This window comes from Bradyrhizobium sp. BRP22, assembly GCF_020194175.1.
GTDB lineage: Bacteria > Pseudomonadota > Alphaproteobacteria > Rhizobiales > Xanthobacteraceae > Bradyrhizobium.
Window position 1 is genome coordinate 137,127 of record NZ_JADYVX010000007.1, and the last position, 19,169, is coordinate 156,295.

Genomic DNA, 19,169 nt, shown 5'->3' on the forward strand with positions numbered 1-19,169 from the left:
GCAAGGACGGGTACGCAAAGCCATGGGCGTCTCTGAACCGTTCATCCGCCGGCCGATCGCGACCTCGCTGCTCGGGATCGCGCTCATGATCGGCGGCGCGCTCGGCTATTTCGCGCTGCCGGTTTCGGCGCTGCCGCAGGTCGACTTCCCGACGGTGCAGGTGTCGACGCAATTGCCGGGCGCCAGCCCCGACGTGATCGCCTCGCTGATCACGGCACCGCTGGAACGTCAGCTCGGTCAGATTCCGTCGCTGTCCTCGATGAACTCGACCAGTTCGTTCGGCGTCAGCCAGATTTCGCTGCAGTTCGATCTCAACCGCGACATCGATGGCGCAACGCAGGACGTGCAAGCCGCGATCAATGCGGCTGCGGGCGTATTGCCGAAGAACCTGCCTTACCCGCCGGTCTACGCGAAAGTGAACCCGGCGGACGCGCCGGTCATGACGCTGGCGTTGACGTCGGAGACGATCTCGTTGCGCGCGATGAGCGATCTTGCCGATACGATCCTCGGCCAGCGGCTGAGCCAGATTTCCGGCGTCGGCCGCGTCGCCGTGCTGGGCGGGCTGAAACCGGCGGTGCGGGTGCAGGCCGACCTGGCACGGCTTGCGGCCTATGGCATCTCGATGGAGGACCTGCGCAACGCGATCGCCGGCGCCAACGTCTCAGGGCCAAAGGGATCGCTCGATGGCGCGCAGCAAGCCTATACGATCGCCGCCAACGACCAGATCGCGGCGGCGGAGGCCTACAAGCCGATCATCATCGCCTATCGCAACGGCTCGCCGGTAACGATCGGCGACGTGGCCGTGATCGTGGACGGGCTCGAGAACGACCGCACCGGCGGCTGGTACCAGGGCACGCCGGCGGTCATCCTCGACATCCAGCGCCAACCCGGCGCCAACGTCATCGATGTCGTCCGTCAGATCCGCGACGAAATCCCGCGACTGCAACGGTTGATTCCGGCCGGCGTCAACCTGACCGTCGTCAGCGATCGCACCGTCACCATCCGCGCCTCGGTTCGCGACGTGCAGTTCACGCTGATCCTGAGCGTCGTGCTGGTGACGCTGGTGGTGCTGTTGTTCCTGCGCTCGCTGCGCGCCACGCTGATCGCGGGCGTGGCGCTGCCACTGTCGCTGATCACGAGCTTCGGCATCATGTATTTTGCCGGCTTCAGTCTCGACAATCTGTCGCTGATGGCGCTGACAATCGGCACCGGCTTCGTGGTCGACGACGCCATTGTGATGATCGAGAACATCGTTCGGCACATGGAAGAGGGCGAGTCGGTCATGGAAGCGGCGCTCAAGGGCGCAAGCGAGATCGGCTTCACGGTGATTTCGCTGACGTTGTCGCTGATCGCGGTCTTCATTCCGCTCTTGTTCATGTCCGGGCTGGTCGGGCGCATGTTCCGCGAATTCGCGTTGACGCTGACCATTGCGGTGGTGACCTCGGCAGTGATCTCGCTGACGTTGACGCCGATGATGTGCTCGCGGCTGTTGACGCATGTCGGTGAGGAATTCGTGCTGCCTGGGCTGGGGGCCATCAGCCGCGCCATCGACCGCATGGTCGCCTTCTACCACCGCACGCTGCTGTGGGTGCTGCAGCGCCAGCGCGCGACTTTGCTGGTGACCTTTGCCACCATCGCGCTCACGCTGTTCATGTATGTGATCGCGCCAAAGGGCTTCCTGCCCTTGCAGGATACCTCATCGATCACCGCAGTGACCGAGGCCGGTCCGGACGTCTCCTTTGCTGAAATGCAGGCGCGGCAGACCAAGGCGGCCGACTTGATCAAGTCGGACCCCGACGTGACCGGCGTGGTGTCCGTGATCGGCGCCGGTTCGGTCAACCCGACCACCAATGTCGGCCGGCTCGTGATGACGCTCAGGCCGCTCGGCGAACGGCGCGACGATGTTTCGACAGTGGTCGCACGGCTGAAGCAGAAGACGGCGTCGATCCCGGGCATGACCATCTATTTCCAGCCGGTGCAGGACGTGCAGATTTCGACCCAGTCGAGCCGGTCGCAGTACCAGTACACGCTGACCGGCACGGACGCGAAAGAGGTGTCGCTCTGGGCGAACAGGCTGGTCGCCGAGATGCGGCGTGATCCGATGTTCCGCGACGTGTCGTCGGAGGCGCAGGAGGCTGGCCTGCGGGCGGCACTCGACGTCAATCGTCAGCGCGCCGGCCAGCTCGGCGTCAGCCTGCAGGCCGTCAACGACACCCTGAACGACGCATTCGCGCAGCGGCAGATTTCAACCATTTATGGGCAGGCCAACCAGTATCGCGTCGTGCTGGAGGCACTGCCGATGTATCAACGCGATCCATCGATCCTCGACAAGCTGTACTTGCCCGGCGTGAACGGCGCGCAGGTGCCGCTGTCGGCCGTGGCGACGCTGACGCGCACCACGGCGCCGCTCGCGATCTCGCACCAGGCGCAATTCCCGTCGGTGTCGCTCAGCTTCAATCTCGCGCCCGGCGAGGCGCTCGGCGACGCCGTTGAAGCGGTGAAGGCAATCGAGAGCCGGATCGGCATGCCCAACAGCATCGTCGGCGTGTACGCCGGCGACGCCGCGGAATTCTCCAGGTCGCTCGCCGGCCAACCGTGGCTGATTCTCGCCGCGATCATCACGATCTACATCGTGCTGGGCGTGCTCTACGAGAGCTACATCCACCCGATCACCATCCTGTCGACACTGCCTTCGGCGGGCGTCGGCGCCATCCTGGCGCTGATGCTGTTCGGGCAGGACCTTTCGGTGATCGGCCTGATCGGCATCATCCTGCTGATGGGCATCGTCAAGAAGAACGCGATCATGATGATCGACTTCGCGCTCGATGCCGAACGGCACCAGGGCATGTCGCCCTATGACGCGATCGTGCAGGCCTGCCTGTTGCGCTTCCGGCCGATCATGATGACGACATTGGCGGCCCTGTTCGGCGCGCTGCCGCTTGCGATCGAAAGCGGCACCGGCGCGGAGCTGCGCTTTCCGCTCGGTATTTCCATCATCGGCGGTCTCCTGCTCAGCCAGTTGCTGACGCTCTACACGACCCCTGTGATCTACCTTGCGCTCGATCGCCTGAACCGGCGCATCGAGCACGCGCTGCCGGATCCGGGTCCGCAGGGCCCGCCGGTCGCGGGGGCGACCGAGGGGATGCAGTAATGGCGTCGATCTCGATCTCGGAGCCCTTCATCCGCCGTCCGGTCGGCACCACGCTGATGGCGATCGGGCTGTTCCTGGTCGGGATCGTGGCGTATGAGTTCCTGCCGGTGGCGTCGGTTCCGAACGTCGATTTCCCGATGATCCGGGTGGCCGCTACGCGACCGGGCGCCGACCCCTCGGTGATGGCGGCAACCGTGGCAGCGCCGCTGGAGCGCCGGCTCGGCGAGATCGCCGGCGTCGAGCAGATCACGTCGACGAGTTCGCTCGGCAACACCAGCATCCAGGTGCAGTTCGCGATCGGACGCAACATCGATCGTGCCGCGCGCGACGTGCAGGCGGCCATCAACGCCTCGATGGCCGATCTGCCGACCGACTTGCCCACATTGCCGATCTTCAGGAAGGCCAATCCCGCGGCGTCGCCGGTGTTCGTGCTGGCGCTGACATCGAAGACGATGTCGACCAGCGCGATGTATGACGTTGCGGATACCGTGCTCGCCCAGCGCATCTCGCAGGTACCGGGCGTGGGTGAGGTCACCGTCTCCGGCGCCGATCAGCCGGCGGTGCGGATCTCGCTCAATCCGGTGGCGCTGTCCAACGCCGGCATTGCCACCGAGGACGTTCGCCAGGCCATCGTCAATGCCAATCCGCTCGGGCCGGTCGGCATCTTCAATGGCGGCCGCCAGAGCGAAACGCTGTCGATCAATCCACAGATGCGGACCGCCGCCGAGTTCCGCAACGTCCTGGTCAAGAGCTCCAACGGCAATTTCGTCCGCCTCTCGGACGTCGCCGAAATCGAAGACAGCGTGCGCAATGTCCGCTCGATCGCCTGGTTCAACAAGCAGCCGGCGGTCCTGATCCAGATCACCAAGCAGGGCGACGCCAATGTCATCGACACCGTCAACCGGGTGTCGGCGATGCTGCCGGAGCTGAAGCAATGGATTCCGGCCGGTCTCGAGATTTCCACCCTCGTGGACCGCACCGGCACGATCCGCGCCAGCGTGCTCGATATGCAGCTGACCCTGCTTGCCACCGCGGGGCTCGTCATGGTGGTGGTATTCATCTTCCTGCGACGGGTGACGCCGACGATTGCTGCGGGTGTCTCGGTGCCGCTGGCGCTGGCGGGCACCTGCGCCGGCATGTGGCTCGCAGGCTTCTCGATCGACAATCTGTCGCTGATGGCGCTGGCGATCTCGGTTGGATTCGTGGTCGACGATGCGATCGTGATGATCGAGAACATGTACCGCAATCTCGAGCGCGGCATGGAGCCTTATCCGGCGGCGCTCGAGGGGGCCAAGCAGATCGGCTTCACCGTGGTTTCGATCTCGCTGTCGCTGATTGCCGCCTTCACGCCGCTGATCTTCATGGACGGCATCGTCGGCCGCCTGCTGCGCGAATTCTCGCTGACGCTGACGTTTGCGATCCTGGTCTCGACCCTGGTATCGCTGACGATCACCCCGATGATCTGCGCGCATTACATCAAGGAAGCGACCTCCGACCGTGCCACCTGGTTCGACCGCCTGATCGAGGGAACCCTGTCGCGCGTCGTGCGCTTTTACACGTGGACTCTGCGCGTCGTGCTCGGCTTCCCGTTCCTGACGCTGCTCGTGTTCTTCGCCACGATCGCGTTGACCGTGACCCTCTACATCAAGACGCCCAAGGGCTATTTCCCGACCGACGACAGCGGCTTCATCATCGGCGCGACGCGGGCGTCACCCGACATCTCGTTCCAGGCCATGCTCAAGCTGCAGCAGCAGGTAGCCGACATCGTTCTGGCCGATCCCGCGGTCGCGAGCATCGGCTCGTCGATCGGGGGCGGCGGGTTTGGTGGCGGCGCAAACCGCGGCACCATGTTCATCAGCCTGAAATCACCGGAGGAGAGGAGCGGGGTTTCGACGCAGCTCGTGATCGATCGCCTGCGCCGTAACCTCTTCATGGTGCCGGGCATCCGCCTGTTCATGTTCGCGGCCCAGGACGTCCGCGCCGGTGGAAGACAGAGCGATTCCGACTACCAGTACACGCTCTCGAGCGCCGATCTCGACTTGTTGCAGAAGTGGGCGCCGATCGTCGCCAAACGCATGGAAACCGTCGAGGGCATCACCGACGTTTCCTCGGACCGTGATCCTGGCGGATTGCAGCTCAACCTGGTGATCGACCGCAAGACCGCCTCGAGCCTCGGCGTCCGCGTGCAGGACATCGACAACGCGCTCAACAACGCGTTCTCGCAGCGGCAGATCTCGATCGTCTATACTCAGCGCAACCAATACATGGTGGTGCTGGAGATCGATCCGAAATTCCAGACGGATCCGTCCAATCTCGAGCGCATTTACGTGGCCGGCGCCAACGGCGTCCAGGTGCCGTTGTCGGCTGTCGTCCATTACCAGCGGGGGCTGGCGCCGCTCGCCGTCTACCACACGCAGTCCTTCCCCTCGACCACGGTGTCGTTCAATCTTCTGCCGAACGTGCCGCTTGAGGAAGCAACTTCGAATATCCAGCGGGCGATCGATGAATTGCATATGCCCGAAGGCATCCGTGGCAGCTTTGACGGCAACGCCGGTGACTTCAACAAGACCAGTGGAAGGCAGCCGCTGCTCATCCTGGGGGCGCTGGTTGCGATGTATATCGTGCTCGGGGTGCTCTATGAGAGCCTGGCGCATCCGCTGACGATCATCTCGACCTTGCCATCCGCAGGGCTGGGTGCGCTGCTGGCGCTGCAACTAACCAACACGCCGCTGACCGTGATCGCCTTCGTCGGCATCATCCTCTTGATCGGCATCGTCAAGAAGAACGGCATCATGATGGTCGATTTCGCGCTCGATGCCGAACGTCAGCGCGGCCTGTCCTCGGCGGATGCGATCTTCGAGGCCTGCAGCGCAAGGTTCCGGCCAATCTTGATGACAACCATGGCGGCGCTGTTTGCCGGCATTCCGCTGGTGCTCGCCACCGGTCCCGGGACGGAGCTGCGCCGGCCGCTGGGCATCACCATCATCGGCGGCCTGTTCGTTTCGCAGATCCTGACGCTCTACACCACGCCGGTGATTTACCTCTTGATCGACCGGTTGCGGCGACGCCCCGAACCTGCGGCGCTGGCGGCGCCCGCGGAATAGTTGAATTGGCGGCCGCGAAGCGTATAGCGGGCGGATGACCGAACCAGACCAGACCATCATTGCCGAGCCGGTCCCGGATTGTCCGCACTGCGGCAAGCCGATGCCGCTGTGCATCTGCGACAGCGTCACACCCATTAAAAACCGGATCGCCCTTTTGATCCTGCAGCATCCGCAGGAGCAGGACAGGGCGCTCGGCACCGCCCGGCTCACCGCGCGCCATTTCGAGGATGCGGTCGTGCGGATCGGGTTGTCCTGGCCGAGCCTGTCAAAGGCACTGGGGCGGCCGGTGACCGACCCGTCGCGCTGGGCCGTGCTCTATCTCGGCTCCGCCAAGGTCGCCGATCTCGATACCGAGGCCGAGGTCGTTGCCATCGACCGCAAGGGCGCACTTGAGCCGAACCAGCGCGGCATCCTCGGACGCATCGAGGGCGTCGTGCTGCTCGATGGCACCTGGAGCCAGGCCAAGGCGCTGTGGTGGCGCAATCCATGGATGCTGAAATGCCAGCGGGTGCTACTCGGCCCCCGCCAGCCGTCACGCTATGGCCAGCTTCGTCGCGAACCGCGCCGCGACGGACTGTCCACTATCGAGGCGGCGGGCATGCTGCTTGCCGCGCTCGAAAAGCAGCCGGACATTGCCGAGACGCTGAACGCCAGCTTTGAGCGGATGCTGGCAAGATATCGTCAGGTGCAGCGCACGATGCCGGAACTTGCCCCAAAGCCGAAGAAGCGCGATTTTCGGCGTCGGAAGCGATCTTAAATCTGCACTGATGTCGGTTGCACCGACGCGCAGGCAGTCGGCGTCGACGGCGCAGCAACGGTCGTCGTTGCGTCCTCCGGCAGGCTCTCCGGACTGTTCCATGGCAGCGTGCCGCGGATGAGCCAAGCGGCCGCGATCTCGATCGATTGCTTCTTCAGGGCTGCGGCGTAGCCAAGAAAGAGAAACAGCGTGATGTCCCGGCTGACCCGGCCGTGGGCAAGTGTCAGCAGAATGGTGAAGGTGAGACCGCAGAGCGCAATCCGGATCTCGGGTGACATCCGCGCCAGTTTGCGCATGCCCGCGCCGCTGACGGAGAGTGTCAACAGGACGAGCGCCACTCCCGCAATCCAGCCGAATTCAATCGCCGCCTGCAGAAAGGTGTTGTGTACCTCGGTGTCGAGGACGCAGCCGAGCCCGATGAAGCGATCTAACCCGAATCCAAATAGGCCCGCGTCTGGAAGAAGCCGGAAGGCGTCCCGGTACAGCTGGCGTCGGATCGCGACGGAATTGTTCATGTGGATCTGGGAGCAGTCGAGTTGCACGGCTGGAGCTGCACTGGCTCTACTGGGGCCATCAGCCCGACCTGTACCGGCGGCGCCGACCTTCGACGATTTCGGCTTCTCGATCTCGACAGCCTCGACGAGTTGCGTCGCGAACGTGGCCGTCATTTCGTGGCGAGCGAGCGTGCCGGCGACGGTTGCCGTGATCACGATGGCGAGGATCGTTGCGCTCAGCCGGCGCCGCGAGGTAGGCGAGAGAATGATGCCGATGGCAAGCGTCACCAGCAGGGCCAGGATCGTGTAGCGAACCATGGAGGCCGCGAAAATCGCGATCGGAATGGTTAACAGCAGCGACGCGAGCAGCGCGTTCCGTGGTGACGAGTTGCCGTTCGCGAGCACCAACAGGCCAAAGCCGAGCAGGGTCGTAAACTGCGCCGGGGCCGCGTCGAACTGGCTGAACACCATCGGCTTGCCGTGATCGCTCCACTGCGTCAGCAGCGCAGGGATCGTCGCCAGCGTGCCTGCGGCGACGATAGCCCCTGCAAGGATCAGCAGACCCCGCATCGGAAAGAAGTGGCCGCCATTCAGCCGTGCGGCGGGGTAGGCAGCGAGCGTCAGCACCAGCAGGCAGAATTCGTTTGGCTCCGCTCCAATGCCGTTCCATGCCAGCGAAATGGCGATGCAGGCGACGAAAATACCGAACAAGGCGTCGCAGGAAGTTGGCGAAAAGGTGCGCCAGTCACCCAGGACGAGCAGGGCGGCGATCGGTGTGGCCAGGAGCAGGCCGGTTACGAGCGATCCGGCATCGAACGCGCCATGCGCGAGCACCGCGAGCGGGCCGGCTGCTAACAACAGTCCGAGCCACGTCGACCTGTCGACGAGCATTCGCAAGGGGGAGAATTCCTTCCAGCCGTAGTCGGCCGAGTTCCAACAGTGGAAAGGATCGACTACGCAACTATTATGAAACTCTCACGACACTTGGCGGGACGACACCTAGGAATGGTTGCATTGCGGCAGAATTTCACACGGCCCTGCGCCTTGGACTACCGCCGTATCGGAGTTTCGGAAATCTGCAAGAACCGGTTCGGGGCCGGTTGCCTAAGCCCTTGAACCTCTGTATTGATCCGCCCCGCTTGGGGCCACGTGGCGGAGTGGTTACGCAACAGTCTGCAAAACTGTGTACCCCGGTTCAATTCCGGGCGTGGCCTCCACTCATACAATCAACGGCTTACGCCTGACAGATGAGAGGCCGCTTCAGCAAGCGGCAAACCAACCATCCGGAAATGGGATGAGCGGCCAGGATGCTTCGTTGTCGTTCGCGGGGCGTGGCGGCGGCTGGAAGCGCGGTAACGGCTGAGCCATGAAATCCTCCTGGGGCGTCGGGGCGACGGCTGCTCGCACGACGTCCAACACCAGATCAAATTCGGCTTCGCTCATTGCGCTCTCCGCGGTTCGGGAGCGCAACGTCGCAAAATGGCTTTGTGGGCGGATTGAGCGGATCGCTCGAATTTTAGCGATTCCGCCACCGCGCCGTAACTTGGTTACCAGAGTCTTGACAGTGCCGTGTGAACGCTATTGCCCGCGGTCTGACCGCACTGTGAGAAAAATCACATTGGACTAAAATCAATTCGCATAAGTCGATCGCGCCTGGCGTAGAGCAGGCACGTGAGCTTAGGGAGATGCGGTGATGAAGGCAAGCACCGTCGGGTTGGCGGCTCTGAAGCGCCGCGCCGGTCGGGTGTCCACTTTCAGCCTCTTCCTCACACTGTCCGCGACCGGCTCGGCCATCCGGCAGGAGGCGTGCGCCGCGGTGTTCGAGCCATGAATCGCGTGGGTCAAATGTCAGGTCATCGCCCGAATACATTTTGAGCAGCCTTTGCCCAAACTGCAGGCCCGCTCCATCCAATTTTTTGTACGCCGCCAGACAAGCTTTTGGGGAGCGGTTCCCCGTAGCCTTCTCGTCGAGCTTTGGGACATGGCCGTGGCCATGACAATGTCGGAGGAGCTGGCAACATGCAGAAGTGGCTTTGTGGGGAAGCACGGCACACGTCACGTTCGTGGCGTCGGGCGTTTCTGGGCGCGATTGTCGCCGCCGGATTTCTGGCGCCGCTAAGCGCGCAGGCGGCGGCGCCGTCGGCATGCGCAGCACTGCAGGAGAAATATCCGGACTGGAAAGGCAAGACGCTCGTCAATGCGATCAACCCGCATACGCCGGGCTATGAATCGATCGATCCGAAAGATCCCAGCAAGTATGTCGGATTCGACATCGATCTCGGCGAGATGATCGGCGAATGCCTCGGCTTCAAACTGACCTACAAGGCTGTGACCTTCGCCGCTTTGCTGACGACGCTGGCCAGTGGGCAGGCCGACATCGTCATCTCGGACATCTACGCCACCGAGGAGCGCGCCAAGGCGGCTGACTTCATCACCTATTCGAAAGTGTTCGATGGCGTGCTGGTCGCCAAGGGCAATCCGAAAGGCATCAACGGCATCAATCTGTCGCTGTGCGGCGCTGCGGCGGCCGAAAACACCGGCTTCGTCGAGGTGCCGCTGGTGCAGGCCCTCATTCCCCAGTGCAAGGCCGCGGGCAAGCCGGAGCCGACGCTGCAGCTCTATGACAACAACGCCAATTGCATCCAGGCGATCCTCGCCGGCCGCGCCGACACTTACATCAATGACGTCAACACCGTCGATAACGCAGTGAAGGCCTATCCCGACAAGCTTGAGAAAGCGATCGCGGTGACGATCCCCTATTCAGTCGGCATCGCCGTGCCCAAGGACAAGCCGAAGTTTCGCGACGCGGTGATGGCGGCGCTGACGGAGATCTACAAGTCCGGCGACCAGCTTGCGCTGCTCAAGAAGTGGGGACTTGATCCCGACAATCTCAAGGAACCGGGCCTTCTTACTGTCAACTGATGTCCCTGTTCCTGCACTATCTCAGCCTGCCTTACCTGCTCGCGGGCATCGAGCTCACCCTGGAGGTGACCGCCCTTGGGCTCGCAGGCGGGCTGATCCTCGGCCTGATCCTGGCCTGGATGCAGCTCAGCCGGTTCTGGTGGCTGTCGGCGATCGCGCGTGGCTACACCGTGATCTTCCGCGGCACGCCGCTGATCCTGCAGATGGTGTTCGCCTACGACGCTCTGCCGCATATCGGCATCAAATTGCCGGCCGTGCTCGCGGCCGGCCTGGCGCTCGCCTGCAACGAGGCGCCATTCATCGCCGAGATGCTGCGCGCCGGCGTGCTCGGCGTCGATCGCGGACAGATATCAGCGGGACAGGCGCTCGGCATGACGCCGGCCGTGCTGATGCGGCGGGTGATCGCGCCGCAGGCGATCCGCACCATGATCCCGGCCTTCGGCAACGAGTCCGTCAGCGCGCTGAAGAACTCGTCGCTGGCCTCCGTGATTGCAGTCCAGGAACTGACCCTGCGAAGCACGCAGCTTGCGTCCTCGACCTTCGATTTCTTCTCGATCTTCTTCGCCTCAGGCCTGATCTATCTCCTGCTGACCAGCGCGATCAGCGGCATCCAGCTCGCGCTGGAATGGCTGCTCGATCTCGACCGTACTTCGCGTGAACGCAAGCTGGCCGACTATCTGCCCTGGCGCCGGGTCGATCTCTTGACCAAGCTCGAGCTTGCGGAGAAGACCGCACCGGCAGTCGATGTCGCGGCTGATATGCTGCCCGACGTCCCGGTGTCGTCGTCCAGGACGCTGACGGCGGATGAGCGTGCCCGGCGCACCGCGACGATCGCGCGCAACAATGTCGCGGTCGAGGTGAAGGATCTCCGCAAGAGCTACGGCGCGCAAGACGTGCTCGACGGGCTGAATCTCACGGTTCGGGTCGGCGAAGTCATCGCGCTGCTCGGACCCAGCGGTTCCGGCAAAAGCACACTGCTCCGCTGCATCAACCATCTGGAGAATTGGGACGACGGCACCGTGCGCGTCGGGGGACGGCGGCTCGGCTTCGACGACAATGGCAAGCCGCTGTCGCCGCGCGCGATCGCCAACGAGCGCGCCAGCGTCGGCGTCGGCATGGTGTTCCAGCAATTCAACCTGTTCAGCCATCTGACCGCGAAGGAGAACGTCGCCGGCCCCTTGCGCTGGGTCCATGGCATGACGCGAGTTGATGCCGACCGCCGCGCGCGCGAACTGCTCGACCGCGTCGGGTTGAGCCATCGCGCCGATGCGCTGCCGCGGCATCTGTCGGGCGGGCAGCAGCAGCGGGTGGCGATCGCCCGAGCCCTGGCGCCAAACCCGAGCGTGCTGCTGCTGGACGAGCCGACTTCGGCGCTCGATCCCGAACTCGTCAACGAAGTCCTGGAAGTGATCCGGCGGCTCGCCATCGACGACGGGCTGACCATGATCATCTCGACGCACCAGATCCGCTTCGCCGACGAGGTGGCCGACCGCGTCGCCTTCCTCAGCGGCGGCAGGATCCTGGAAGAGGGCCCGGCACATGAGGTGCTCTCCAACCCGCGCAACCCCGTCACCGCGCGCTTCCTCAGCGTGATGGAAGCCGACAAGACGCCGGAGCCGGTGAGATGAAGCGTCACGCGCCAGAAGTTCGACCGTTTCGATTCCCGAAGAGGCACTTGCATGAGGCACTTTACGCTGCCGGTCTCGCCGGCCACCGTTCACTGGGGCTACTTCAGCAAGAAGGTCCAGCCTGCGCTCACGCTGCGCTCGGGCGACCGCGCCACCATCGAGACGCTGACGCACCACGCCAACGACGATTACGAGCGCATGATCGCAGGCGATCCCGGCGCCGAGAGCGTGTTCCACTGGACGCGTGAGCACAAGGCGGTAGCGCGCCGCGGCGCCGGCCCGACCGAGGGCCCGTTCATCCGCGGCGCCGGCGAGGGGCTTGGCGTGCACCTCTTGACCGGGCCGGTCGCAATCGAAAACGCCGAGCCCGGCGATGTCCTGGAGGTGCGCATCCTCGACATCAGGCCGCGCCCGAGCTGCAGCGCCTGCCACGCCGGCCGCTGCTTCGGCTCGAACGTCGCAGCCAATTGGGGATTCCACTACCACGACCTGATCGAAGAGCCGAAGCCGCGCGAGGTGATCACGATCTTCGAGCTCGATACCTCGGGCGAGCCGTTCGCGAAGGCCGTCTACAATTACGTCTGGACGCCGCAGACCGACCCCGATGGCATCGTGCACGCGACCATCGACTATCCCGGCGTGCGGGTCGACCACGCGACCATCCGCAAGCGCGAGAACATCCTTACCGGCGTCAAGGTCCCGGCACGGCTGCACTTCGGCACCATGGGCCTCGCACCGTCGGAGGCCGACTATGTCAGCTCGATCCCGCCGAGCTATACCGGCGGCAATATCGACGACTGGCGGATCGGGAAGGGCGCGCGGATGTACTATCCGGTGGCGGTGCCCGGCGCCTTCTTCTCGGTCGGCGATCCCCACGCCGCGCAAGGCGACAGCGAACTCGGCGGCACCGCCATCGAGACCTCGCTGACCGGGGATTTCGAGTTCATCCTGCACAAGAAGAACGATCTTGCCGGAACTGCGCTGGAGGGCCTCACGCATCCGATGCTGGAGACCGATCATGCCTGGTCGGTCTACGGCTTCACCTATCCGAACTATCTCGCCGAGCTCGGCGTCGATGCGCAGACGGAAATTGCCAACCATTCCAGCCTCGACCGAGCGATGCGCGATGCATTCCGCAAGCTGCGGCGGTTCCTGATGACCGTGCACCGGCTGAGCGAAGATGAGGCGATCTCGCTGATGTCGGTGGGCGCCGATTTTGGCGTCACCCAGGTGGTCGACGCCAATTGGGGCGTGCACGGCACAATCCGCAAGAACGTCTTCAGGTGCGACTAATGCATTGAACAAGAGCGACTTTTGATCACCGGCTAGAACCTTCTGGCGTCGTTTTGACGCCGCCATTCCTTGGGAGGATGACGCTTGTCTGGCACGCGGGTTGCTTCGATCGGCTCTGATTGGGTCGAGCCGATGAGCTTCCGTCCGTTCACGAGTGAATCCTACGCGCGAGACGACCGCCTGGAGGCCTGGCGGGACGTCCTGGCCGCGGTCGGCCTGCAGCCGGCTTCCGCAAGCGCATTCGACGATGGTCACGCGACGGCCTCGCACCGCAACGCCGCGGGCGTGGCGCTGACGCGGATCGCCGCGGGATCGCAGGGGATAGCGCCGCTGCCGCAACCGGGCGAGGGATTGCCGATCGCCCTGCTCCCGATCGAGGACGGCGTGATGCTGCGGCAAGGCGCGAGCCACCGTATCGTTCCGGTCGGCCATCTCCTGCTGCTGCCACGTCACGGCGACTGGAGCCTCATGTTCCAGCGCGACATGCGTGCGATCATCCTCTCGGTCACAGCGGAAGCGTTGCACGGACGCATGATCGGCAGGCCGACCGCGTCCGAAGCCCGCATCGTCGCGCCGGGCGGTCTTGCCGACGTCCTCTCGCGCGTGCTGGATGCGACGTCGCGCACCCTGGAGACGCTCAACGACGTCGAATGGGCAACTGTTGCGCAAAGCCTCGTTGATCTCCTGCTGACGCTCGCGCACCAGTCTGGCTCGCCGGCGTCGGATGTAGCCGGCACGGCCACGCAAGCCGCGATCCTGCATCGCATCTGCCAGACCATCGAGCGCAACCTCGACGACCCTGAACTTGCGCCTTCGCGCGTCGCACAGGCCGAAGGTATTTCCGAGCGCTATTTGCAAAAGCTGTTCGAGGGCGTCGGTGACAATTTCTCCCATTATGTGCGGGAGCGGCGGCTGCAGCGCGCCTGGGCTGATCTGTCGAACCCGGCACAGGCGCATCAATCGATCTCCGAGATCGCCTATCGCTACGGCTTTAGTGATTCCGCGCATTTCAGTCGCGCCTTCCGCCACCGCTTCGGCCTGCCGCCGCGCGAGTTTCGCCAGCAGGAGGCCGAGCGCGCAGCGCCGTCGCCGATCGCCGTGGGTCAGCGCGGCTGGCCGCAGGAGGCGCTTGCGCAATTGCGGCCGCACCAGCCATCACGCGCCGGAAGCAATATCGCCGTCGTCATATCCGAGCCGGCCCAAGACGGCGGGCAGGAGTGCCGCCCGGCCCACCACCATCTCCCCGTCGACGCGAGCCGCGTGCATTGGGGCTATTTCAGCCGCACGCTTGCGCCGCAGGCCGAGATCAATTCGGGCGACACGATCACGATCGAGACCCTGACGCAGCATGCCTCGGACGACCCCGAACGGATGATCACTGGCGATGCCGGTGCCGAAAGCGTGTTCGGCTGGACCAGCGACCGCAAGAACGTTGACCGGCGCGGCGCCGGTCCGATGGACGCTTCCGTGTTCGGACGCGGCGCGGGCGAGGGCTTCGGCGTGCACATCTGCACCGGCCCGATCGCGGTGAAGGACGCGCAGCCCGGCGATGTCCTGGAGGTGCGCATCCTCGATATCGTGCCGCGGCCGAGCCGCCATCCGCACCATGAGGGCAGGGTATTCGGCTCCAGCGTCGCGGCGTGGTGGGGCTATCACTACAACGAGTTGCTCGCCGGCCCCAGGCCGCGCGAGGCGGTGACGATCTACGAAATCGATTTCGCAGGCGAGACGCCGCATGCGCGTGCGCTCTACTCCTATCGCTGGGAGCCGCAGACTGATCCGTTCGGTGTGGTCCATACCACCTACGATTATCCCGGCATTCCCGTCGCTCCCGGTTCGGTGAGACGCCGGCACGCCGTGCTCGACGGCATCCGCATCCCGCTGCGGCCGCATTTCGGCGTGATCGCGGTCGCGCCGCGCGAACTCGATCTCGTCGATTCCGTGCCGCCGTCCTATTTCGGCGGCAATCTCGACAATTGGCGGCTCGGCAAGGGGTCGACGGTCTACCTGCCGGTGTCGGTATCTGGCGCACTGCTTTCGGTCGGCGATCCCCATGCCACCCAGGGCGACGGCGAGTTGAGCGGGACGGCGATCGAATGCTCGATGACCGGCACGTTCCAGGTGATCCTGCACAAGAAAGGCAATCTGGCCGGCCAGCCATTCGCCGATCTCAGCTATCCCCTGATCGAGACCGCGACCGATTGGGTGCTGACCGGCTTCAGCCATCCGAACTATCTCGCCGAGTTCGGTGCGCAGGGACAGAGCGAGGTCTATGCGACGTCCTCGCTCGACCTTGCGATGAAGGATGCGTTCCGCAAGATGCGGCGCTTCCTGATGAACGTCAAAGGGCTCAGCGAGGACGAGGCGATCGCGCTGATGTCGGCGGCCGTCGATTTCGGCGTCACCCAGGTCGTCGACGGCAATTGGGGCGTGCACGCCATCCTGAGCAAGTGCCTGTTCGAGGATCGGCCTCCTCAGCGATAGGACAAGAAAAGGATCACGACATTGAAATTCCACATGATCGCGGGCGGGCCGAAACCCGTGGCGCCCTTCAGCCACGCGGTCGAGACCGACGGCTTTGTCTTCGTTACGGGCCAGATGCCGGACACGCCCGCAACCCCAGGCGTGCTGCCGGAGGGCATCGTCGCGCAGACCAAGGCGGTGATGGAAAACCTGCGCGTCGTGCTCGCGGGGCTCGGCCTCGGCTTCGAGCACATCGTGATGTCGCGCATCTATCTCACCCGCTTCAAGGAAGATTATGCCGCGATGAACGAGACCTATCGCAGCTACTTTCCGCCGGACCGCCTGCCGGCGCGCACCTGCGTCGGCGTCACAGGGCTTGCCTATGATGCGTTGATCGAGATCGACCTGGTGTGCCGCCGGCCGTAATGGGTCGGCGCGTCCCGCTGTCATTGCGAGCGGAGCGAAGCAATCCATCTCGCCACTTGTGGAGGCATGGATTGCTTCGTCGCTTGCGCTCCTCGCAATGACGGGGAAGAGTTCTGATTCAAATGTCAAACAGCTTCTCCGCTGTCATCGTCCGGCTTGACCGGACGATCCAGTATTCCGGAGGCGGTGGTGCTTATGCCGAGAGGCCGCCGGATACTGGATGCCCCGCCTTCGCGGGCATGACGGTGGAGTGGATGTGAATTCGCGTTCTCGCGGCATGATGTGCCCGAGGTTTTCATCTCGTTTCGCCCTCTCATTGAAGTGAGGGCGCAGGGAAAGCCGGGTGCCGGTTGCACCCGTCGGCCCCGTGCAGCAAAAAGCACGGGGTAGGGCCACAGGTTCAACCGATTCACACCGGCTTTCCCTGCGCGATGGTTTACGGCTTACTTCGCGCTCTTCCCGGTGACCGGGCTTTCTTGCCACCGTCGCCCGCAGATTATCTCCGCGAACTTAGCGCCAGCGTCGGGGCGCCAGAACCACACGACTTCGCCGTCCGCTGATAGCTGCGTTCGTCGTTCGCAGCACCCGCGTCCACCGCATCTCACCGCAATGTTCGTGACGATCGCGAGCCGCCCCTCATTTGGGTGAGACGCGCGGAGTCATAGTGCTGATTTGCCCGACGGCGGAAGCGGAATGTTTTTCGCGCGAGCGGTGGACAGGGCAAATCACGTTGGAATCGCTTCGAAAAATGTCCCGAGCCGGATTCGGTTTACGACGCGCTCGCGTCGTAAACGTCGGCTGTCCCGCGGCATCTCGGAGCCCGTAGTCGGCGCGCAACCGCGTCGCCGTGCCCGCGCTGGCGACCAGGATCACCCGCCGCGGCTCAACAGAGTTCATCCACTCACGGTCCGTACATTCGCGAGCTAGGCGGCGTCCTTGGCCGCCATCGCCTTGCGCATGTCCGCCGCCAATTCGCGATAGCGCATGGCGAGCGTGAGATACAATTCGCGCTTGGCCCCATCCGTTGCCAGCTTGGCAATCAGCTCGCATTCGGCCGTCAGCGTTTCACATCGCTCTAATCTATCCTGAAGGGTGGTCATGACTGGCGTCTCCCCTAACGCCGTTGAGGGAAGATGAGGTTACGCCTGCAGTTTAGGTCACGGCGAACATCGTTATGCGATAGAACTAAATTTTTGACGGAGCTGCTGCCGCGCTGCCGGTGCGGGCTCTCTTGCTCTCAAAACAGCAGCGATCGGTGCACATGCACTCCCGCTATCGCGCCGTCGCCGACCGCAAGTGACACCGAATGCGGCACTCGCGCGACGTCGCCGCAGGCAAAGGCGCCGGGCACCGTCGTTTGCTTGCCCTCGTCGGTTCGGATCTGGGTGCCGAACGGGGTCTCTTCCATTTCGCAGCCAAGCGCCTGAGCCAATGGCGTCGCGGGGGCGTTACGCGTGGCGGTGAAGAGGCCGGCGAACGGCAGGATGCGTCCGTCGTGCAGTTTGACATCGGCATGGCCTTCGATCCCAGCGATCCGACCCGCCTCAATCGTGACGCCGCGCCCGGCAAGTTCGGCGCGGATGCCCGCGTCCGGCTCAAAAGCACCGTTGAGCAGGAGTGTCACGTCTCCCCATTCCGTAAACAGGATGACGTGATGGAGTGCGTCCGGTCCTGTGGCGATCAGTCCGATCCGTCCTTCATTGAGTTCATATCCGTGACAATAAGGGCAGTGAAACACGCTTCTGCCCCAGCGCTCGGCGAGCCCGTCAATGGCGGGCAGTGCATCGCTGACGCCGGTGGCAAGAAGAAGCCTCTTGCCATGATGGAGTCCGTTATCGGCAGTTGTCACCGCGAAGCCGTCTGCCTGTCGCTTCGCATCCGTTGCGGTCCCCTCCAGCCATGTGAGCGTCGGATAGGCCTTGAGTTGTTCGCGCGCGGTGCGGGCGATCTGAGCCGGATCGACTCCATCCTGACCGAGAAAGCCATGGGATTCCGAGACAAACCGGTTGCGCCGGATGCCCGCGTCGACGACGAGCACCTTGCGTCGGGCGCGCAGGAGTTGAAGGGCCGCAGCCATGCCGGCATAACTGCCTCCCACGACGATCACGTCATGAAGCATTTCGTTTCCTTTCCTTCACGTGCGCCGCATGGCGCCGCGAGAATTCCGCGCTGAGATCGGCGAGGGTGATGGCGCCGAAGCGGTCGAGCAGCAGCGCCTCCGCTTCGGCAAAGGCTTCGTCCAGAACGGCATTCACCGATTGCTCGACCAGGCAATCCGGGTTTTCGTTGCGGTTGCCGATCGCGAACACCGCAGGCTCGCCGAGCGCCTCGTGCAACTGGCGAAGGGTGACGGCTTTCAAATCGGCGGCGAGCGACCAGCCTCCCGCATGACCTTTCGCGGACTGGACGAGGCCAACATTTCGCAAAAGACCCATCGTCCGGCGCACCACCACCGGATTGGTGCCCATGCACTCGGCCAAGTGCTCGGAGGTGAGGGGCTCGCCGCGCTCAGCCATGTGCAAGAGGGCATGGAGCACGGACGAGAGACGGCTGTCTCGTTTCATGTAACTTCGTTTATTACAATACCGATCGCGTTTCAAGGCAGGCGGCTTAGAGCATTTTCGGTTCTGATTGAATCAGAACCGGGCTTACCGATATGGGACAGCAGCCAATGTGATTGGCTGGCGGTTCTCGTTCGGTCCGGCCCATTTGGTCCTTTGCAAGCCGGGAAGGCTTTGTTATAGGGCTCCCCGCAAGCGAAACGCCGGTTTCGCCCATTCCTCGGTAGCTCAGCGGTAGAGCATTCGACTGTTAATCGAATGGTCGCTGGTTCGAATCCAGCCCGGGGAGCCAATAGGCTCTTATTCGCGGTTGTTTTTAGTGGTCCGCGAACCTCCACAAACCCCCGCAACGTATTGAACTGACAGCCTT

The 19,169-nt window shown here is 63.9% G+C and carries 14 protein-coding genes and 2 tRNA genes; 11 read left to right on the forward strand and 5 right to left on the reverse strand.

Going from position 1 to position 19,169, the window contains the following annotated elements; all coding sequences use genetic code 11:
• Window positions 1-22 precede the first annotated feature (22 nt).
• From I6F35_RS12210 to I6F35_RS12220, 3 genes are read left to right on the forward strand one after another with little or no spacing between them, the layout of a single operon-like run.
• A complete protein-coding gene (locus I6F35_RS12210; RefSeq protein ID WP_225117913.1) occupies window positions 23-3,151 on the forward strand; it encodes an efflux RND transporter permease subunit in 3,129 nt (1,042 codons plus the stop codon).
• Entirely contained in the window at window positions 3,151-6,255 is a 3,105-nt protein-coding gene (locus I6F35_RS12215) for an efflux RND transporter permease subunit (RefSeq protein WP_225117914.1), read from the forward strand. Before I6F35_RS12210 ends, I6F35_RS12215 begins: the two co-directional genes overlap by 1 nt.
• A 34-nt stretch (window positions 6,256-6,289) precedes the next feature.
• Complete coding sequence (locus I6F35_RS12220) at window positions 6,290-7,012, forward strand: tRNA-uridine aminocarboxypropyltransferase (protein WP_225117915.1); 723 nt, start codon at window positions 6,290-6,292, stop codon at window positions 7,010-7,012.
• Here I6F35_RS12220 and I6F35_RS12225 read toward each other — a convergent pair.
• The gene (locus I6F35_RS12225) at window positions 7,009-8,397 is read right to left on the reverse strand and encodes an O-antigen ligase family protein (RefSeq protein WP_225118036.1); all 1,389 of its coding nucleotides are present in this window, start codon (window positions 8,395-8,397) and stop codon (window positions 7,009-7,011) included. The genes I6F35_RS12220 and I6F35_RS12225 overlap by 4 nt on opposite strands.
• 252 nt (window positions 8,398-8,649) lie before the next feature.
• Between I6F35_RS12225 and I6F35_RS12230 the strand changes: the two genes are divergently transcribed.
• Window positions 8,650-8,723, forward strand: a tRNA-Cys gene (locus I6F35_RS12230).
• 43 nt (window positions 8,724-8,766) lie between these two features.
• Here the strand turns inward: I6F35_RS12230 and I6F35_RS12235 are convergent.
• Entirely contained in the window at window positions 8,767-8,949 is a 183-nt protein-coding gene (locus tag I6F35_RS12235) for a hypothetical protein (RefSeq protein ID WP_225117916.1), read from the reverse strand.
• 250 nt (window positions 8,950-9,199) lie between these two features.
• Between I6F35_RS12235 and I6F35_RS12240 the strand changes: the two genes are divergently transcribed.
• The 6 genes from I6F35_RS12240 (at window position 9,200) to I6F35_RS12265 (ending at window position 16,238) form a co-directional block, all read left to right on the forward strand.
• The gene (locus I6F35_RS12240) at window positions 9,200-9,337 is read left to right on the forward strand and encodes a hypothetical protein (RefSeq protein ID WP_225117917.1); all 138 of its coding nucleotides are present in this window, start codon (window positions 9,200-9,202) and stop codon (window positions 9,335-9,337) included.
• A 188-nt stretch (window positions 9,338-9,525) separates the two neighbouring features.
• Window positions 9,526-10,428, forward strand: a complete 903-nt coding sequence (locus I6F35_RS12245; protein WP_225117918.1) for an ABC transporter substrate-binding protein — start codon at window positions 9,526-9,528, stop codon at window positions 10,426-10,428.
• Window positions 10,428-12,056 (forward strand): amino acid ABC transporter permease/ATP-binding protein, encoded by a 1,629-nt coding sequence (locus tag I6F35_RS12250; protein WP_225117919.1) that lies wholly within the window; start codon window positions 10,428-10,430, stop codon window positions 12,054-12,056. Before I6F35_RS12245 ends, I6F35_RS12250 begins: the two co-directional genes overlap by 1 nt.
• Window positions 12,057-12,107: 51 nt before the next feature.
• Window positions 12,108-13,349: an acetamidase/formamidase family protein gene (locus tag I6F35_RS12255; protein ID WP_225117920.1), complete on the forward strand. Its 1,242-nt coding sequence runs from the start codon at window positions 12,108-12,110 to the stop codon at window positions 13,347-13,349.
• Between the two features lie 84 nt (window positions 13,350-13,433).
• Window positions 13,434-15,833 carry an acetamidase/formamidase family protein gene (locus I6F35_RS12260; protein ID WP_225117921.1) on the forward strand — a complete coding sequence of 800 codons (2,400 nt, stop codon included), beginning with the start codon at window positions 13,434-13,436 and terminating at the stop codon, window positions 15,831-15,833.
• 21 nt (window positions 15,834-15,854) lie between these two features.
• Window positions 15,855-16,238, forward strand: coding sequence for a RidA family protein (locus I6F35_RS12265; RefSeq protein WP_225117922.1), 384 nt, complete (start codon window positions 15,855-15,857; stop codon window positions 16,236-16,238).
• A 923-nt stretch (window positions 16,239-17,161) separates the two neighbouring features.
• Here I6F35_RS12265 and I6F35_RS12270 read toward each other — a convergent pair.
• The 3 genes from I6F35_RS12270 to I6F35_RS12280 form a co-directional block, all read right to left on the reverse strand.
• Window positions 17,162-17,338, reverse strand: a complete 177-nt coding sequence (locus tag I6F35_RS12270; protein WP_225117923.1) for a hypothetical protein — start codon at window positions 17,336-17,338, stop codon at window positions 17,162-17,164.
• 137 nt (window positions 17,339-17,475) lie between these two features.
• Window positions 17,476-18,357, reverse strand: a complete 882-nt coding sequence (locus I6F35_RS12275) for an NAD(P)/FAD-dependent oxidoreductase (RefSeq protein ID WP_225117924.1) — start codon at window positions 18,355-18,357, stop codon at window positions 17,476-17,478.
• The gene (locus I6F35_RS12280) at window positions 18,347-18,802 is read right to left on the reverse strand and encodes an Rrf2 family transcriptional regulator (RefSeq protein ID WP_225117925.1); all 456 of its coding nucleotides are present in this window, start codon (window positions 18,800-18,802) and stop codon (window positions 18,347-18,349) included. Before I6F35_RS12280 ends, I6F35_RS12275 begins: the two co-directional genes overlap by 11 nt.
• A gap of 214 nt (window positions 18,803-19,016) precedes the next feature.
• Between I6F35_RS12280 and I6F35_RS12285 the strand changes: the two genes are divergently transcribed.
• Window positions 19,017-19,091: transfer RNA gene (locus I6F35_RS12285), tRNA-Asn, on the forward strand.
• Window positions 19,092-19,169: the final 78 nt, after the last annotated feature.

Coding starts and splice junctions, on each gene's coding strand:
- I6F35_RS12210 (WP_225117913.1), top strand. CDS start 23: ATGGGCGTCTCTGAACCGTTCATCCGCCGGCCGATCGCGACCTCGCTG.
- I6F35_RS12215 (WP_225117914.1), top strand. CDS start 3,151: ATGGCGTCGATCTCGATCTCGGAGCCCTTCATCCGCCGTCCGGTCGGC.
- I6F35_RS12220 (WP_225117915.1), top strand. CDS start 6,290: ATGACCGAACCAGACCAGACCATCATTGCCGAGCCGGTCCCGGATTGT.
- I6F35_RS12225 (WP_225118036.1), bottom strand. CDS start 8,397: ATGCTCGTCGACAGGTCGACGTGGCTCGGACTGTTGTTAGCAGCCGGC.
- I6F35_RS12235 (WP_225117916.1), bottom strand. CDS start 8,949: ATGAGCGAAGCCGAATTTGATCTGGTGTTGGACGTCGTGCGAGCAGCC.
- I6F35_RS12240 (WP_225117917.1), top strand. CDS start 9,200: ATGAAGGCAAGCACCGTCGGGTTGGCGGCTCTGAAGCGCCGCGCCGGT.
- I6F35_RS12245 (WP_225117918.1), top strand. CDS start 9,526: ATGCAGAAGTGGCTTTGTGGGGAAGCACGGCACACGTCACGTTCGTGG.
- I6F35_RS12250 (WP_225117919.1), top strand. CDS start 10,428: ATGTCCCTGTTCCTGCACTATCTCAGCCTGCCTTACCTGCTCGCGGGC.
- I6F35_RS12255 (WP_225117920.1), top strand. CDS start 12,108: ATGAGGCACTTTACGCTGCCGGTCTCGCCGGCCACCGTTCACTGGGGC.
- I6F35_RS12270 (WP_225117923.1), bottom strand. CDS start 17,338: ATGACCACCCTTCAGGATAGATTAGAGCGATGTGAAACGCTGACGGCC.
- I6F35_RS12275 (WP_225117924.1), bottom strand. CDS start 18,357: ATGCTTCATGACGTGATCGTCGTGGGAGGCAGTTATGCCGGCATGGCT.
- I6F35_RS12280 (WP_225117925.1), bottom strand. CDS start 18,802: ATGAAACGAGACAGCCGTCTCTCGTCCGTGCTCCATGCCCTCTTGCAC.